Origin of the sequence: Vibrio penaeicida (assembly GCF_002933855.1) — a bacterium.
Classification (GTDB): Bacteria; Pseudomonadota; Gammaproteobacteria; order Enterobacterales; family Vibrionaceae; genus Vibrio; species Vibrio penaeicida_A.
Window position 1 is genome coordinate 15,074 of the sequence record NZ_BFAQ01000067.1, and the last position, 17,607, is coordinate 32,680.

The following is a 17,607-nucleotide window of genomic DNA, read 5'->3' on the forward strand; positions in this document are numbered from 1 at the left end:
ACTCATTTGGATGTACACAAGGGCTTAACTAAATACTGGGGGCTCTTTGCGTTTTCTTGCGTTAGGTATTTGTAGCAAGGCAAATACGACAATGGCATAGAGCATCGCCCATCCTAAGCAAGCAAATACCAGCACACATAACACCAAAGATAGCCACGCCAAACCTCTCGACACACCAGTAAGTAACTTCACTGCTGATAGCATTGCAAGAAGATAGATCAAGACGAAAATTCCATTTGCCAGCTTGACAAACATTTCCAAATCCAGCCCAACTAATCGACCAAAAAGCAGTGATAGCAGCAAGGTAACACTGATAACGTATGTCGCGTTGGCAGGTACTCCTCTGGCAGAAACTTTGGCTAGTTTTCCTTCTGGCTTGTACTGGCGAGCTTGGCTCCAAAGCATGCGAGATAAGCTTTGAAGGTAAAGGTTAACACTGGCAAAACAAGCTAGAAACGCCACGATGCTAATAACAATACGGCTGCTTTCGCCAAACAGGTGAGCTGTAATCCACGGTATTGCGCCCGTTTCCATTTCTACAGTGCCGTAGGCATGGAATTTCAGCACAACAACAGAACATGCCCAATAGGTTAGTCCTGCAACAAAGCATCCTAAAATGATGGCGATAGGAAAATCTCTTTCTGGGTTCTTAAATTCTTCCCCCATGTGTGCAAAAGCTTCAATACCCACAAAGCACCAAAACATAACAGCGAGTGCAGAACCAACAGAAACCCATTCAACTGAAGAGAAAGAAGGCATGGTGAGGTCGGAAGGTTGAACCTCACCTTGCCAAAAAAACAGGATGATCAAAGTGAACAGGCAAAGCGCAATCAGTGTTTGGAGTTGAGAAGAAGATTTGCTGCCCATTAGGTTTACGCCAAGCAGCAGTGCTACGGTAAAGCACTCTGCAACAAATTGAGATTGCACCACTTCTGGTAGCCAAGGCTTTGCAAAACTGGCTGCGAGGGCGACGGCTGCGGGAACACCAACGGGGATGACCGACAAAAATAACCAGGCGACACTTCGTTCTAGCTTCGCATTGAATGCCAGCTTAACAAAGTGTGCGGTTCCTCCCGCATTTGGGTGGCGGCGACCCAGCAGGGCAAAAGTTAACGCTATAGGGCAGATAGCTGCAAACAATATAACCCACGACCAAAGTGATGACTTTTCTGCAATGCCTGCCGTAATGGCTGGGATCATAAACAGACCAGTGCCAAGCAGAGTAGTCGATAGCTGTCCTATACCAGAGATAAGGGTGATTTCTTTTTTGAGTTCTTGCACTGTTTCGTCCATGAAGATGAATTGGTTTATACTCAAACGCTTGAGACCGTTCGGGTATGTAGACCTGACTTAATTCCAGACTATATTCTTTAAGCTCAATATACATCTGGCAAAATGACGAAACACTCCGTTAAAATGACACTTTTAACAGACACTTTGTATCGGTAGTTCAATTCCTAACCGTTTAAAGCAATCAAATAATAATAAAGGGAATACCATTGGATAAATTTGATAAGGAAATCCTGTCGATTTTGGCGCAAGACGGTAGGCGCTCAGTCAGCGATATTGCACGCGAGGTGAACCTGTCTCGTAGTGCCGTAACCTCCAGAATGAAGAAGTTAGAAGACGATGGTGTCATCTTAGGATACCAAGTAAAAATCGCCGCGCCAGATGCCTCTCTTAACGCGTATATTGCACTTTACTTCGATACATCAAGAGCTGAGCACAGTTGCGATACATATGGCGCTAAAGTGGCTGATATTCCTGAAGTTAAATGGGCACACGCCATTAGTGGTGAAACCGATATGATGGTTTTTATTGAAGCGCCAAGCATGAAACGATTGAATGAAATTCGTGATGAACTTCAGGCATTACCCCACTTGAAGCACTTAATCACGCATACTGTATTAACGGAATTTTTCAACCGCCGCTTTTAATACGATGGGTAATTCCCACGCCGGTATATGCCCAATTAAAAACATCCAAATTAAACGGCGTGGAACCACTAGGTATTGAGGAGTTTTGCGGTCAAATTGGCGAACTCTGTTAATCCATCTTGCCAGCTTTTATTGGGTTTAAATCTTGCAAAACTTAACCTAATGCAATGGTCATATTGTTTAGTAGCCGTGAACAGTGAGCCAGGAAATAGGCTTATCTTGCGTTCTAAACAGGTTTGATAAAGTAAATCGCAATTCAAACGCTTTGGAAATTCAATCCAAACAATATAGCTGCCATTAGAGACGTTCATGGAATACTGATTTTTAAGGCAATCATGAGAGTCCAATGCTTGCGTTAACCAAGGAATAAATAGCTTTTGTTTTTTGGCGTAATGCCGACGAATTTTCATCAAGTGCTGGCGGTATTTTCCTGTCGACAAAAACTCACCAATGGCTGCCTGCATTAAATTCAGCGATCCCATGTTGTCGCTAAGTAAGCGCTTTTCGATAACGGCTCTGTGTTTACCTGCGACAATCCACCCCAACCTTAAACGTGAATCCAACGTCTTAGATAAAGAACTGCAATACACGACCCGATCTTTGGTATCCAATGCCATAAGAGATGGCAAGTGCGTATCGAAGTACAGTTCGCCAAAGACATCATCTTCAACAATAGGAAGCTCTCCTGTGACGTCAAGAAGCCGCTTTCTTGCTTCCAAAGGCATCACTGAGTTGGTGGGGTTGTTAAAGCTTGGAGTGACGAGCAAAGTCTTAATGTCCCACTCCTTTTGAGCGGTGACCACCGCGTCAATATCAATACCAGTCACTGGATGGCTTGGGATCTCGATGACTTTTAGTCCCAGAGATTCCATTAAAAGTAAATTACCAAAATAACAGGGAGACTCTACGGCGACGATATCCCCCCTAGAAGTTAAGGCTTGCAGGCATAAGCTAATGGCTTGCTGCGCCCCGTGAGTGACCAAGATATCCGTTTGTGAGCAGTTGATTTCGTTGTCTAAACAAAGCTTTCTGAGCTGATCAACGAGCTTGTCATTGCCTGGGGGAAGTTGATAGTGACAAGGAATATGAGCTTGGTAGCGACTTTGGCGACCTATCTCGGCGTAAAGCGAACGAATGGCAGGGAAGTCGATGTCGGGGTGCGCACAACCCGCTGGCATTAGATGATCACCAAGCGGCGTTTTTAAAATGGACTTGGTTTTAGACAGTAAATCGACATAACCGGGCGCTTCAATGTGGGCATTTAATGACGGTTCAGACTCACCTCGAACTCGGTATCCAGAACGCGCTTCGGCGTACAAAGTTCTGGCCGCTTCTAATTCTTGATAGGCACGAATTACAGTATTTCGCGATACTGAAAGTTCCAGACTTAGGGTTCTAATGGACGGGACTTTTTCCCCCGTTATCCATCTATTTTTAGCGATTTTAGTATGCACATACTCAATAACGTCTTGATACTTTTTACTGCCCATTTATAGTTTTACCCAATCTGTACCCATTAAGTTAGGTTTAACTGTACCTTTTTTGAATATCTGTATCCAATAAAGTAAGAAAAAAAGGAGAAAGTCATGCCGTTAAGTCTTATACCGTGGATATTTGTTGTGTTGTGGGCATCAGGTTTTGTTGGATCTAAATTGGGTTTACAGTTTACCGACCCAGCCACTTTGTTAACCATTAGAACAGCATTGAACGTTTTAGTTTTGGGCGTGTTAGTGGTGGTGCTTAAGCGCAAGGCTCTTAGCCCAAGTAAAACATTTCACGCCTGTATTTCAGGGCTTATGATTCATGGTATGTACCTCGGTGGCACCTATTCGGCGATTAAGCTAGGAATGCCAGCCAGCTTGAGTGCTTTATTGGTGGGGCTACAGCCCATTCTTACAGCGGTTACTTTGGTCGCGGTCGGAACCACCTATTTGCGCTGGCGTCAGTGGCTTGGCTTAGCGTTAGGCTTGGTCGGTATCTTTTTGGTATTACATGGAAAAATGGAATGGGTAGATGCGACCAATAAAGGATGGGCGTTTTTCTCCATTACCATCGCTTTGATTGGAATAACTTTCGGGACACTCTATCAAAAGAAATTCTGTAACGGGACAGACTTAGTAACCTGTGTTACTTGGCAATATCTTGCTGCGTTGGTTGTGTTCGCATTCACTGCCTACGCCTTTGAACCGCTCGTTATTCATTGGACACCGACATTTGTCGCAACACTTGCGTGGTTAGTCATTGTGCTTTCTGTATTGGCGGTATTGTTGCTGCTCTATATGGTAGAGCATGGCGAGTCTGAAAAAGTGGCGTCCGTATTTTATTTGGTTCCTCCTGTTACCGCTGTGCAAGCTTGGCTTCTGTTTGATGAGCGCTTTGATTTCATCGGTGCTCTCGGGTTTGGCTTTGCTGCGTTAGCTGTTTACTTGGTGGGCTTGAAAAGAAAACAGTCAACCGCTCCCTTAGATAAAAGTAGTGCACCCAAATTGGCTTCCTAAACGATGCATAATTTAGTAACGTCAGACCATCTAGTAGAACAGGTGGCTAAGGATCAGGGCTCGTATCGTAACTAAGACCTTGGAATGTCACCAGTCTCAACATATAGGGGTCTAGTGTTTCTTGTATAACTTGATCGACGTCGTTTTTTAGCTGTTCCAAATCACTCTTATTTTGGCTGATGTTTTGCTCAAGCAATGACTTTTCATTTTCCAATTTAAGTCCAGCATCTATTGTATTGATTAGATTTGACCAATTTGCTAATCGGCTGCCGTCTCCTTGCGAAAACAACGCAGGGTCGGCTTCTAATTGGTTTTTCCAGTAGTTTCTCATGTCTGATAGCTTACCAATATTTCCACTTTGGTGAGGTTTACATAGACCGTTGCCATCTCTAATTTTTTCATTTTCAGAGGAACTTACTAGTGATTTGCAAAGGTCAGTCCGTGATTTGTCCACTTTATCTTTCTGGTTTGCTAATTTGTTGTTCAATTCTTCACTATTATCTAAAGGCTTTCTTTCTTCTATTTCACCTTTTTTCTTGGCGTAATTCTGCTTAATGTTTTCAAGGGTAGAAATAATTTCTTGCCTTAGGGATGCAACTTGCTTTTCTGATATATTGTTCGATGTGCTGGCTGAATCACCGAAAGCAATACTTTCTGCGTACGCTGCAAACCGCTTAGATTTTTCAATGCTGTCTAACGAAATGGATGACACATTCCCAGCCGCGAGTTTGGTGGCCGTAGAGAGTGCTTGAAAGGAAAGGTCTTGGTATGCGTTTAACAAATCTTCGGGGTTGGAGTCAAAACTCTTTAGCGACCAGTTGCCTATTTCATCTTTCACAAACGCGGTAGCGACGTTCCCCATACCTGAACTATGGACATGGTTGATCCGCTGCCAGTATTGTTCATTTAACAAACCATCAGCCATGTTAGGTTTCGCAAAACCCGTTCTTCTCCCGTAGTCACATTGCCAATTATTGGTTTTTGGATCGGTTGAGTGGTAGCAGTACTCGATAAATAGAGAGGGTGAAGCTTCAGCCAAGTATGCGCTCAAGGGTAGCAAATGACGATCTTCTCCTTTCATTTGTTGTAATAGCAATTCACTACGAGCAAGCAAACTTCGAGCTATTAAAGCCATGTGTTCAGCGTTTTCTATCTCTGTAGATGATGTTGTGGTTTTTATGGGATGAGGTTTTTTATTGTCTTCTTTCTTTATTCCCTTTTCAGTAGTCGTTTTCGTAGCTTTTATCGATGTTCCAGTAATGGTTTGGGCAACCGTGTTAGTGGTAACCTTTTTACCATCATCGACTGTGTTTGTGACCATCCTATTTGAGCTTACGCCTGGCCACAATGCTCTAGAATAGATGTCCTGAAGCACTTTGCTAGCGCAATTTGCATAGTTTTCTAGTTCTGCTTTTGAAGCTGTAGTGAAAGCTTGAGGCGTAAAAGACGACGCACACAATCCTTCCAATGAGCTACGTAGAACCTGTATTTCTTGCCACTGCACTTCTTCTGATTTGGATAGGGGACCTTGGTAAACGTCTACTTCCACTTCCATAGAGCTTCCTTTGTACGGGTTAACGAAGGTTTTTACAGCTACACAGCCCGAAAGTGCTGTGATTACAGAGAGTAAAGTAATTAGCTTCATCATTTTCAATCTCCCTATCCCTTAATTCTCTGAACTAGTGTTGGCATCTTTAAAAGACTCAATAAGTGCATCCAGTTTGTTTTCCCATTCCTCTTTTGATTTGAGGTAGGTATTTTGCGACTCAAGTGCTCGCTGCACTTCTTGCTGAAACGGTTTTTCATTGAGTCGAGTTTGATTGTGAGCCTGTGTCATTTTTTGAGATAGCTTTGTCATTGTCGATATTAGGGGGGCTTCCGACGTATACATGGCGAGCAGTAATCTTTCTTCTGGATCGAAATGTTTCCAACCTTCTGGACCGAGAATTAAAAAGCCATGATTTCGGGAAAAACCAGGAGGGCAATCGGTGCGCGTATACATTAGACGCTCTAGTTTTTGTCGATGTGCATCCCTAGTCTCTTGGGTCAGTTTTGGAATAAATTGGTCGTTGAAAGGGGTGAAGCTGTTGAGAAGCATATTGTTTTGTAGACTATTTTTAATATCTTGATCCAAACTTTTGAATTCGTTTAAATCTTTTATATTGTTCAAATCGTCATTGGTTAACTCGTAGGGGACTTCAATTACATGACCATATAGGAATTTGAATATTTCATTTCGTGCGTTTTCAAGCAACCTAAGTTGGCTGGTGTATGAATCAATGAGCGTTTGATTGCTTTTCGTTTTCTGCTGCTCTTTATCTCGTTTTTCTGCGATCGTTTCTATTTCTTTATTAATAGTGGATAGCTTAGTTTGCTGCTCATTTGTGGTATTAATATTGGCAGTGTTACCAACTGAAGCTGTTTTTATTTCTTTGCTGGTTTTATCGTATATGACGTTGGTGGAGAAAGGGTCAATTTGGCTAGCTAGCAAGGTTCCTGCTTCAAATTTAACCTGATTCCAAGGGTGCGCTTTACCAGTAAGTGTAAACCGATACAGGGTGTCGCTAAGCATGTAACCTTCATTGGGAGTGAGTACTGTATGCTTTACATTATTTAGTATTTTGGGCTTTGGAGGTTCACAAGAGTTTATGACTCGAAAAAAGTAGTTAGTTTTAAATCGAACCCATTCGTCTTTATTGTTTGGCTGATTCCCCTCGCGCCACTTCACATTAGACGACATGCATCCTGTTAAGAAGATCGCACTAAGAACAATTGAAAATCTCATTTTGTTGAACATCTCTGCCTCCATGCAATTCGTTCAAGTGCTTTGAGTTCCATCTAAATTGATTGAATATTATAAATTCTTGCTTATGTAGATTTGTGAACAATATCTAATAAATCATCAGAGTGTTAAATTTGTGTAAATTTATTGTGATTTCGTAAGCGAGGGTTTTTGTAAAGAGTAAAGAAGACTTGCAAGTGAACAGTGCTAAGTGAGAGAGTGACGCTGTAATTCAGACAACACAAAAGGATGAACAATGACATTAAGCGTTTGGCTCTCTTTATTCGCTATTTGTTTACTGGGTGCCATGTCTCCAGGGCCAAGTTTGGTCACGGTATCTAAACATACATTAGCGGGTGGGCGTAAGAATGGTCTTGCGGCGGCATGGGCTCACGCGTTTGGTATTGGCATTTATGCGCTGGTCACGATCATTGGTTTGGCGGTTGTTTTGCAACAGTCCCCCATCTTATTCAAAACCATCAGTTATTTAGGGGCGGCGTATCTCGCTTACCTCGGGTTTAATGCTTTGCGATCTAAAGGTGGGGTCGCCGCTCGTTTAGAAGCTGGCGATCGTGTTTCTGTTTTCTCTTCTGCACGGGAAGGCTTTTTGATTTCGATTCTTAGCCCCAAAATAGCTCTTTTCTTTATCGCTCTGTTTAGCCAGTTTGTTGCGTTGGGGAACGAGTTGATGAATCAAGTGGTGATTGTAGCGACTCCACTTATTGTGGATGGCTTATGGTATACACTCATTACTTTGTTGCTTTCCATGCCGCTTGTTATCGATAAAATTCGCCAGAAAGCGGTACTCATCGATCGTATCTCTGGAGTTATCCTGATTGGATTAGCTATACGGGTTGTGTGGGTCGTTTAGGCTCACACTTTTTCATCTACCCGTCGGCAGATAATTCTTTCAGCTGCGCTAAATCCCTCCTCTTAATTTTCTCAAATCTCGGCACTATCGAGCTTTCAGCCTTATGTCAAATTTTAACCATTTTTTCCTGATTTGGTCATATAACCTTAGTTTTATATATCTTTTAGCCTATCAAACTAGACATATATAATTTTAATTTCTGTAAATGTAGTCATTTTGGGTAAAAAAAGTGAATAATTCGGTTTGTTTTGCTTTACTGTAGTAGAAACTAAAAAAGCAGTAGAAAACTGCGCTGAATTTAAAGTTAATTGAGCTCTCTACCCAAGAGAGTCCAAATGGAATTAACTGATATTACACTTAGGTATTCTTAGACCAAGCTTTTCGGCCGAAGTTATGAATACCGTTGGTGTAGCATGGAGTAATGGCACTCAAGGAGGAAAGAGTGGAATTAAGGCAAGCGAATTACCAAGATTTCGAGCGAATTGCGCAGTTACATGCGAAAAGCTGGCAACAACATTATCGTGGTCTGGTTACCGATGCTTATTTAGAGCAATACGCAGAAGACGATAGAGTTATTGTTTGGCAAACACGCTTGACCAACCCGTCGTTTAATCAAAATGTCCTCGTTCTAGAAAATGAAGGCGACCTTTGTGGGTTCATTTGTATTTATGGCAACCACAATTTCGAATACGGAACCATTATTGATAACCTGCACGTCGACTCTGCCTATCAAGGGCATGGTCTTGGCACTAAACTAATGTTAGAAGCGGCTAAATGGGCGGAAAAATATTTCCCAGATTCAGGCGTTTATTTGGAAGTGCTCGAACAAAATGTTGCAGCGAAACATTTCTATTTGGCACTTGGCGCGACTCAATCTCACCTAAGTGACTGGAGTGCACCTTGTGGCAGCAAAGTGAAAGAAGCCGTATTTACTTGGTCTTCACCTTCTGTGTTGTTAAAAAAAGCCGAAACGTTTGTATAACGCTTTTTTAAGCTTGCACTAGAATAGGTGGCCTCAGAGCGTTTTGGTTTGAAGTGTTCTAGAACTGTTGAATTAGCCCGCTAGTGAATCGATATCGAACCGATAAAAGTCTGTATCATCTGAATTTGACTCGGTTCGATAAAACCCTAGCTTTAGGAGAAAAGAAGACGACGCAACGTTGTTTTTCTCGACCCCACCAATTAAAGCTCGCACTTGTTTGTTTTGTTTGCACCAACCAAGCAACCCCCCAAGCATCTCTTTTGCCAAGCCCTTACCTTGATGCGTTTCACCAAGAAGATACCCCAAATGAAGTTCGTCGTTATCGGACTGATATAAAAATATGAAACCACATAAAGTGTCTTCCGGTGTTAGGTAGATCGCGAGTGCTTGACCGTCTTCGGTGATTTTCTTCACCCACGACTCTGCCTTTGCGGTGTCATCGATTCCTTGAAAATAAGGGGGAAGTGCAGCCGTTACGTTTGGTGTAAGTATGTCGATTACATCACGAATGAATTCGCTATCGTGCCCAAATGAAGCCACGACAGTTTTAGTCACAAGACGCTTGGTAGAAAATACAGAGCTATCGTGGGTATATGTTGACATGAGGTTCTCGATTTCAATTGGGTGTATTTGAAGAATAAACGTTTTTACCCATAATGTATGTCTCACATACGGTTCTGTCGTCGCCTAGGCTCATCAATACAAACAACTTTTCTTCCAGCGTTTTGGTTTGGTTCATGCGAAATTTCATAAGTTGCGTTGCGTGCAGATCCAACACCACAAAATCCGCTTCTTTGCCTACTTCTAGGTTTCCGATTTTGCCCTCTAGGTGCAAGGCTTTTGCACCACCAAGTGTGGCCAAATAAAGTGATTTTATCGGATGGAGCTTTTCCTGCTGTAATTGCATGACTTTATAGGCTTCACTCATGGTTTGCAGAATGGAAAAGCTCGTTCCTGCGCCTACATCGGTGCCCATGCCTACTCGAATGCCAAATTGCTCAAGCTTTGGGAGCCGAAACAACCCCGACCCTAAAAACAGGTTGGATGTGGGGCAAAAGGCAATGGCAGATTGAGTGTCTGCCAACCGCTGGCATTCGCAATCCGACAAATGAATACCGTGGGCAAACACGGAACGTTTGTGCAGTAACCCATAGTGATCGTAGACATCTAGGTAACTTTCTCTTTCAGGGAAAAGCTCCAACACCCAATCGATTTCCTTTTTGTTTTCGGAAAGGTGAGTGTGCATATAAACGTCTGGGTATTCTTTTAGGAGTTTCCCAACCGTTGCGAGTTGTTCGGCTGTGCTGGTGGGGGCAAACCTTGGTGTAACAGCGTAGTGCAAACGAGAACGTTTATGCCACTTTTCGATAAGTGCTTTGGAATCGGCGTAACCCGACTCCGGTGTGTCTGTTAGGGAATCGGGCGCGTTTCTGTCCATTAACACTTTGCCCGCGATCATTCTAAGGTTGCGTCGTTCTGCCTCTTCAAAGAAGACATCAACCGACTGTTTGTGCACGGTGCCGAATACCAACGCCGTGGTTGTGCCATTGCTTGCCAGTTCATCCAAGAATAGTTTGGCAACTTGCCGCGCGTATTCTGGGTCTTTGAACCTCAGCTCCTCTGGGAATGTATAGTTTTCGAGCCAATCCAAAAGCTGTTCACCGTAGGAGGCAATCATCCCTGTTTGTGGATAGTGAATATGAGTATCAATAAACCCCGAGGTGATCAGCTTGTTTTCAAACAGCGTGATTTTTATTGCAGGTGACAGCGTAGGTAAGATGGTTTTCGCATCGCCGATTTGATCGATAATGCCATCTTTAACGACGATTATGCTGTCTTCAAAATACTGATATGAGTTTTCCAAACCCACTTCCTGTGGATCTGCCACACTGTGCAGCACGGCGCTACGAAAAGCGTGCGTTGTGGTCGTCATGTTGCTTCCTTTAGATCATGCCCAGTGGCTCTATGCCTGTTTTGGCTGTGTAATGCGCTGGAGGTCGTCATCTTGTGTGCAACTCTCCTTTGTTTTTGTATCGGCTAATTCTACTTGGTGGTAATGAGCTATCAGCTCTCCTGCAACCGATATTGCGATTTCCTCGGGTCGTTTCCCTGGAATATCACTGATGCCAATTGGGCTGGTCATACTGGCGAGCTGATTATCGCTGTAACCGCGTTGTCTTAGCCGCATATCGAACTTTTTACGCTTGGTCGATGAACCTATTACGCCAAAATAAGCGCTGTCTCCTCTATCAAGGATAGCCCTTGTGAGGTCAAAATCGAGTTGATGATTATGAGTCATCACCAGAAAGTAGCTGTTTTCATGGGCAAAGTTCACTTCTCCAACTGGGTCGTCACTCACAAGTTGCTTTATATTTTTAGGCAGTAGGGCAGGGAATTCATTCTCTCGTTGATCGATCCACGTGATCTCAAAATCTAGGGTGGCGATCACGTGAACCAAGGCTTTAGCAACGTGACCTGCACCGAATAGGTAAAGGTGGCGTTTGCGGGTGCCTATCGGCTCAAAGCACAAGGTCGCCATACCGCCGCAGCATTGCCCTAAGCGAGCGCCTAGGTTAAACGTGTCGATTTTGACTTCGGTGGCTTTCTCTTCAAGCATCGTTCTGCTTAATTGAGTAGCAATGTGCTCAAGATGTCCACCGCCGATAGTGGCAATCAGCCGGTCGGCGGTGATCAGCATTTTTGTTCCAGCCCCTCTAGGCACCGACCCACGTTCATTTAGCACGGTTACCATCACACAAGGTTCATTTGCGCTTTCGAGTTTCGCCAGTTCCTGAATCCAGTTATCGCAGTACATAACTTGTCCCTCTTAGTAACGCGGTGACTATGCAGTTTTCTTGCTTGAGCTTTTCGCGCTTTCACGCACCTTTTCGATTGCCATAAGGACTCGTTCGGGTGTGGCTGGCGTGTCTAAATGAGGGCGAACGTTTTCGCTTACGCCATTTTCTACAATCACATATCGAATGGCATCTTTCAGTGCGCTCCATACCGACATAGCAAGCATAAACGGAGGTTCGCCCACGGCTTTTGAGTGAAAAACGGTGTCTTCTGGATTTTGTCTGTTTTGCAGTAAATGTGTTCTAAAATCGATAGGCATATCCGCCACCGCTGGAATCTTATAGCTGGCAGGACCGTTCGTCGTCAGCCTACCTTCATCATTCCAAACCAGTTCTTCTGTTGTAAGCCAGCCCGCGCCCTGAACAAATGCGCCTTCAACCTGACCAATATCAATTGCGGGGTTCAGTGATGCACCGACATCGTGTAGAAGATCGGCGCGCAAAATCTTGTATTCACCTGTTAGTGTATCGACGATGACTTCCGAGCAAGACGCGCCATAAGCGAAGTAATAAAACGGTCTGCCTTTGGCTTTTTCGTGATCGTAGTAAATTTTGGGGGTTCGGTAGAAACCCGTGCTAGAAAGCGACACTTGGTTGAAGTACGCCAGTTGAATGAACTCATCAAATTCGATAAGGGTTTTGCCCGCCTGAATGATGCCGTTCTTGAATCGGACGTCTTCCGGTGCAACCTTGAAGTGCTCGCTGGCGAAGTTCACCAAACGTACTTTGATGTGTCGCGCTGCGTTTTGTGCTGCTTTGCCGTTCAAATCGGTGCCCGAAGATGCTGCCGTTGGTGATGTGTTTGGGACTTTTTCAGTATTGGTGGCGGTGATCTGAATACGGCTGATATCAACCTGAAATTCCTCTGCGACAATTTGCGCCACTTTGGTATTCAAACCTTGTCCCATTTCCGTGCCACCGTGGTTTAGGTGAATACTGCCATCGGTGTAGATGTGGATAAGCGCGCCAGCTTGATTCAAAAAAGAGGCGGTGAAGGAGATTCCAAACTTAACCGGTGTGATGGCTAAGCCTTTCTTTAGAATAGGGCTTTGTTTGTTGAATTCGTTGATCTCCTCGCGACGCTGGTAGTAGTCGCTACTTTCAATCAACTGTTCAGTGATCTCTGGCATAAAATCACTGTCTTCAACCGTTTGGAAATAATGAGTAACGTTACGTTCGTTTTTTCCGTAGTAGTTCGCTTGGCGCACTTCCAAGGCGTCTTTGTTCAGATAAGCTGCTATGTCGTCCATGATGTGTTCAATGGTCATCATGCCTTGAGGTCCACCAAACCCACGAAATGCGGTGTTGGATGCGGTGTTGGTTTTGCAGCGATAACCCGTAACCGTTGCCTCACCCAAGTAGTAAGCGTTGTCTGAGTGGAACATGGCGCGATCGACTATAGAGCTTGATAAATCAGGTGAGTAACCACAGTTACCTGCCACGTCGATCTCGATACCCGTTATCGTTCCTTGATCGTCAAACCCTACTTTGTACTGGTTGTAGAACGGGTGACGTTTCCCCGTCATCATCATATCTTCGGTTCGGAACAATCGCATTTTGGTGGGGCGATTGGTCAATTTAGCAATCACCGACGCCATGCATGCTGGATAGGACGATTGGGTTTCTTTCCCACCAAATCCACCGCCCATGCGGCGTACATCAATGAGCACTTTGTGCATGGGAGTACCCAATACGCCAGCAACCAGTTTTTGAATTTCGGTTGGGTTTTGGGTGGAAGAGTGGACGATCATGCCACCGTCTTCTGTTGGCATAACGGTGGCGATTTGAGTTTCTAGATAGAAATGTTCTTGCCCGCCCACATGCAAGCTGCCTTCAAGCACATGTTTTGAATGAGCAATGGCTGCTTTAGAATTCCCTCGCTTTTGCTGGTGGGTATCGGTGACAAACAGTTTTTTCTCTAACGCTTCTTCTACGTCTAAAACGGCGGGCAGTATTTCATACTCGATAACTGCTGCATGTGCCGCTTTTCTTGCAACTTCAAGATCGTTGGCTGCAACGGTAATAACAGGTTGCCCAACGTATTCCACTTTGCCATCAGCGAGTAGAGGATCCCCTGGCAATATTGCGCCAATATCTAAGTTGCCAGGAATGTCTTGGCTGGTAATTGCGATGGCAACGCCTTCAAATTCGTAGCATGGAGAAAGGTCGATACTAAGAATGTTGGCGTGCGCGTGGGGGCTGAGTAACGCGTAGGCGTGCAGTTGATTTGGGAATTCTAGTTTATCGTCGATGTATTTGGCTTCGCCTGTCACCTGAAGGGCAGCGCTGTCGTGTTTCACGCTTTTGCCTACGCCTGTTTTTAGATCTTGTTTGAATAACGCCACCATTTCTTTGTGGCTCATGGTTGTTTTTGGCGCGTTAGACATAAGACGTTACCCTAGTTTCGATCGTATTATTTTGGTGGACTGATTCTATATAAAAGCGTCGGAGCAGGTTTGCTGCACTTAAAGCGCGGTATTCCTTGGTCGCACGGAAATCGCTCAACGGCTCAAAGTCGTCCACAATGGTTTTCATCGCAGCAAGTATTGTTTCTTCTGTCCAAGCTTTATCCACTAGTGCTTGCTCGCAGTGGGTTGCGCGTTTGGGGGTTGCTGCCATACCACCAAATGCGATCAGCGCCTGTTTCACTACGCCATTCTCTATGGTTAAGTTAAACGCACCACAGACTGCTGAGATGTCATCGTCTAAACGTTTTGAAATTTTGTACGCCTTAAACGTTTGTTCTGCCGCCAGAAGCGGAATATGGATGGATTCAATAAACTCACTTGGCTGCTGCGCCGTCACTTTGTAACTCACGAAATAATCTTCTAACAACATAAGCCGAGAAGACTCTCCACGGCGCAGTGACAGTTGAGCACCTAAAGCGATGAGTAAAGGGGGTGTATCGCCAATCGGAGAGGCATTAGCAATGTTGCCGCCTAGGGTGCCTTGGTTACGTACTTGAAGTGATGCAAATCGATGAAGCAGTTCACCGAAATCTGGAAAGTGTTGGGCGAGTGACTGGTATGCTTCATTCAGCGTGACGTTAGCCCCTAGTATGAATTGATTGTCTTTAATTTTGCAGCGCTTCATGTCTGCAACTGCTGCGATGCTAATTAGGGTTTCAATAGGGCGTCTAAACTGAGTCACTTCCAAAGCGAGATCGGTTCCCCCTGCAACCAACTTAGCGCTGGGATGACGCATATACAGTTCCGCCAATTCGTCTGTGTTTGTTGGGAGGAAGGCATGGTAATCACCGCATTGCAATTCCCCTTTTTCGATGGAAAGGGCGCTGAGTTTGATGATGGTCTCTTGTTCTAATATTGAAAATAGATCTTTGAGTTGTTGGTTACTGTTGAGTGACAGTGCCGCTTCAATAATTGGACGATAGCCTGTACATCGGCATAAGTTGCCTGCAAGTGCTTCCAATACATCGTGCTTGGATGCTATTGGTTTGTTCTTGATGAGTGCAAACATAGACATGATAAAGCCAGGCGTGCAAAAACCGCATTGTGAGCCGTGATAGTCCACCATTGCCTGTTGTACTGGATGCAAGCACCCATTTGGATTTTTTAGATCTTCAACGGTGATCAACTGTTTTCCGTGTAGAGACGAAACGAAAGTCAGGCACGAGTTAATAGATTGATAGACCAATTTTCCATCGATCACTTCACCTAGCACAACGGTACATGCGCCACAATCACCAGAACCGCATCCTTCTTTTGTTCCGGTTTTATTCAGTTGTGTACGCACGTATTGTAAGACAGTTGTGTTCGGCGACACATCTTCAATGTGTTTTACGGATTGGTTAAGCAAAAACGAAATCACGGCTTCTCCTAGCACTGTATCGATCAATAAAAACTGACCCATTGGTCAAGTTTTGAATAAACTGACTCAATGGTCAACAATTTGTTAACGTTTTTTGTACATTTATTAGATTTGAGGCGTTGCTTTTGGTTCGTGTTTACGCCAAGTAACTTCAAGATTCTTGGCTTTGTGGTAACGAATTGGTGTTCCAGAAAGGTACTTATAAAAGCCGATAAACAATAATTGGCAATCAAGCATGGAAATATTTTTCATACTTTAAGTGATGTTATTTTTCTGATGAAATTGGCATAAGGATAAATTATTATAAAAAACTTTAGAATGAGATTTAATTTAGATTTTAATAATAAATTTATTATATTTTTTACCTTAAATATTAGACGGTATCAGTCGCTCTTTTTTCCTTGGTGATAATGTAACTCATTGTTATTAAGCACTATAAATTTCTAAGATTAACTAATCTATGTATATTCTAAATGAAAGTAATAGAGCTTTATCTATTTCTTTGTGAAATATATTTATTCTTTTTATTTTTAAAATTCATTCACAAAAGCAATAAATACACATAATGTTACATTTATTTTGTTTGTATTGAAGGCTAACATGTTTCTCTATATATATTTGGACTTAAGGTTAGTTAATAATATCGAACAAATTAAATGACAACTTGGAAGCGAAAAATGAAGAAGTACCTTGTAGCAGTAATGACGGCAGCCTTATCTCTGCCCGCCGCAGCAAACCATTCAGAAATTGGAGGGATGGATTTTGGTCCATTGGCATCACTTGTTGGTACATGGAAATCGGCAGAAACAGGTGGTGTAGATATTGCGCCTGCTCAAAAAGGGACTCCACAAGGTGAAGGTGCCCCCGCTGTTACGCCATTTTATGAAGTGATTACATTTGAAGTTGCAGCCGATGCAGTTAATGCAAGTTCGCAAAGCCTTGTTGCTCTGTATTATAAGCAAGAAGTTTTCAGAAAAGCGGACGACACGAAGTTTCACGACCAGCGCGGCTATTTTATCTACGATGCTGATAATCAAATTGTTTACAACTCCTTCTGTGTTCCTCGCACAACGTGTGTAACGGCAGAGGGGCAAGCGGGTAAACAGATGACGCTTACAGCGTCTAAGCGCGGGATTGCAGAGTCAAATTTCATGACAGATAACGCAACGACTACCGGGTTCTCCATGACCATCTCAATTGAAGATGAAAAACTGACTTATTCACAAAATACCGTTTTGAATATTTATGGGAAAGCGATGGCGCATACAGATTCCAGTACTTTGTATAAAGTGAAGTAAAAGCTTACTCAACATTCTAAGTTTTTATCATAGAAAGCATCCATAGGGTGCTTTTTGCATCTTGGGACTTGCCAGAATGTAGACAATTGGGTTTGTTGCTAAAGTAATGTTAGAAGTCATAAAACCTGAATCACTGTTTAACTTTTATCATTAAAAGTTACAGTATAAAAGGTCGTAAATCTCACTATTAGCTTAATAATAAATAAGGAAATACTATAATAATCGTAATGCGAGACAATTCCGTTCACAAATTTAATATCTACTTAACTGTTAATTACAATGTATATATGAGCCTTTCCAAAAATATGGTATTTATTTTATTTCTAGATAATCTCTAATTTATGTTATGCTATAACATAATAATACTGTTGGTTTTTGCTGCTATTTTATCACGTGTTATTTTCAAGTGAGCTTTTTGTTATATTAAAAGCATGCTGATCTTAAGTTGCTGTTTTTATTTGATTAAATTGATTTCACTTGTTCTTCCTTACAAGTTTTTTAGTAAAGATTAATACTCGATTTTAAGAAATATCTTATTCAATTAAATCACATTCGT

14 protein-coding genes are annotated in these 17,607 nt (G+C 43.1%); 5 read left to right on the top strand and 9 right to left on the bottom strand.

Annotated features, from left to right (window positions below):
* Positions 1 to 24 precede the first annotated feature (24 nt).
* Positions 25 to 1,281: an L-methionine/branched-chain amino acid transporter gene (gene yjeH / locus VPNCDNU1_RS27790; RefSeq protein ID WP_104403402.1), complete on the bottom strand. Its 1,257-nt coding sequence runs from the start codon at positions 1,279 to 1,281 to the stop codon at positions 25 to 27.
* Between the two features lie 218 nt (positions 1,282 to 1,499).
* Between yjeH and VPNCDNU1_RS27795 the strand changes: the two genes are divergently transcribed.
* Entirely contained in the window at positions 1,500 to 1,937 is a 438-nt protein-coding gene (locus VPNCDNU1_RS27795; protein WP_104403390.1) for an Lrp/AsnC family transcriptional regulator, read from the top strand.
* 68 nt (positions 1,938 to 2,005) lie between these two features.
* On the opposite strand, the gene VPNCDNU1_RS27800 is transcribed toward VPNCDNU1_RS27795, so the two are convergent.
* The gene (locus VPNCDNU1_RS27800) at positions 2,006 to 3,427 is read right to left on the bottom strand and encodes an aminotransferase-like domain-containing protein (RefSeq protein ID WP_104403391.1); all 1,422 of its coding nucleotides are present in this window, start codon (positions 3,425 to 3,427) and stop codon (positions 2,006 to 2,008) included.
* Between the two features lie 96 nt (positions 3,428 to 3,523).
* Between VPNCDNU1_RS27800 and VPNCDNU1_RS27805 the strand changes: the two genes are divergently transcribed.
* Positions 3,524 to 4,435 carry a DMT family transporter gene (locus VPNCDNU1_RS27805; RefSeq protein WP_104403392.1) on the top strand — a complete coding sequence of 304 codons (912 nt, stop codon included), beginning with the start codon at positions 3,524 to 3,526 and terminating at the stop codon, positions 4,433 to 4,435.
* Positions 4,436 to 4,481: 46 nt separating this feature from the next.
* On the opposite strand, the gene VPNCDNU1_RS27810 is transcribed toward VPNCDNU1_RS27805, so the two are convergent.
* On the bottom strand, positions 4,482 to 6,083 hold the full coding sequence (locus VPNCDNU1_RS27810; RefSeq protein ID WP_104403393.1) for a hypothetical protein: 1,602 nt from the start codon (positions 6,081 to 6,083) through the stop codon (positions 4,482 to 4,484).
* 18 nt (positions 6,084 to 6,101) lie between these two features.
* A complete protein-coding gene (locus tag VPNCDNU1_RS27815) occupies positions 6,102 to 7,007 on the bottom strand; it encodes a hypothetical protein (protein WP_145959500.1) in 906 nt (301 codons plus the stop codon).
* 466 nt (positions 7,008 to 7,473) lie between these two features.
* On the opposite strand from VPNCDNU1_RS27815, the gene VPNCDNU1_RS27820 reads away from it, so the two are divergent.
* Both VPNCDNU1_RS27820 and VPNCDNU1_RS27825 read left to right on the top strand, forming a co-directional pair.
* On the top strand, positions 7,474 to 8,088 hold the full coding sequence (locus VPNCDNU1_RS27820; protein ID WP_104403395.1) for a LysE family translocator: 615 nt from the start codon (positions 7,474 to 7,476) through the stop codon (positions 8,086 to 8,088).
* 442 nt (positions 8,089 to 8,530) lie between these two features.
* On the top strand, positions 8,531 to 9,070 hold the full coding sequence (locus tag VPNCDNU1_RS27825) for a GNAT family N-acetyltransferase (protein WP_167404906.1): 540 nt from the start codon (positions 8,531 to 8,533) through the stop codon (positions 9,068 to 9,070).
* Positions 9,071 to 9,142: 72 nt separating this feature from the next.
* On the opposite strand, the gene VPNCDNU1_RS27830 is transcribed toward VPNCDNU1_RS27825, so the two are convergent.
* The 5 genes from VPNCDNU1_RS27830 to xdhA are packed head-to-tail and all read right to left on the bottom strand — an operon-like array spanning position 9,143 to position 15,753.
* Positions 9,143 to 9,673: a GNAT family N-acetyltransferase gene (locus tag VPNCDNU1_RS27830; RefSeq protein ID WP_104403397.1), complete on the bottom strand. Its 531-nt coding sequence runs from the start codon at positions 9,671 to 9,673 to the stop codon at positions 9,143 to 9,145.
* A gap of 13 nt (positions 9,674 to 9,686) precedes the next feature.
* Positions 9,687 to 11,003, bottom strand: a complete 1,317-nt coding sequence (gene guaD, locus VPNCDNU1_RS27835; protein ID WP_104403398.1) for a guanine deaminase — start codon at positions 11,001 to 11,003, stop codon at positions 9,687 to 9,689.
* A gap of 30 nt (positions 11,004 to 11,033) precedes the next feature.
* A complete protein-coding gene (xdhC, locus tag VPNCDNU1_RS27840; RefSeq protein ID WP_104403399.1) occupies positions 11,034 to 11,885 on the bottom strand; it encodes a xanthine dehydrogenase accessory protein XdhC in 852 nt (283 codons plus the stop codon).
* A 27-nt stretch (positions 11,886 to 11,912) separates the two neighbouring features.
* Complete coding sequence (xdhB, locus tag VPNCDNU1_RS27845; RefSeq protein WP_104403400.1) at positions 11,913 to 14,312, bottom strand: xanthine dehydrogenase molybdopterin binding subunit; 2,400 nt, start codon at positions 14,310 to 14,312, stop codon at positions 11,913 to 11,915.
* The gene (gene xdhA / locus VPNCDNU1_RS27850) at positions 14,305 to 15,753 is read right to left on the bottom strand and encodes a xanthine dehydrogenase small subunit (protein WP_104403403.1); all 1,449 of its coding nucleotides are present in this window, start codon (positions 15,751 to 15,753) and stop codon (positions 14,305 to 14,307) included. Before xdhA ends, xdhB begins: the two co-directional genes overlap by 8 nt.
* Before the next feature lie 677 nt (positions 15,754 to 16,430).
* Here xdhA and VPNCDNU1_RS27855 point away from each other — a divergent pair.
* Positions 16,431 to 17,051: a heme-binding beta-barrel domain-containing protein gene (locus VPNCDNU1_RS27855; protein WP_104403401.1), complete on the top strand. Its 621-nt coding sequence runs from the start codon at positions 16,431 to 16,433 to the stop codon at positions 17,049 to 17,051.
* Positions 17,052 to 17,607: the final 556 nt, after the last annotated feature.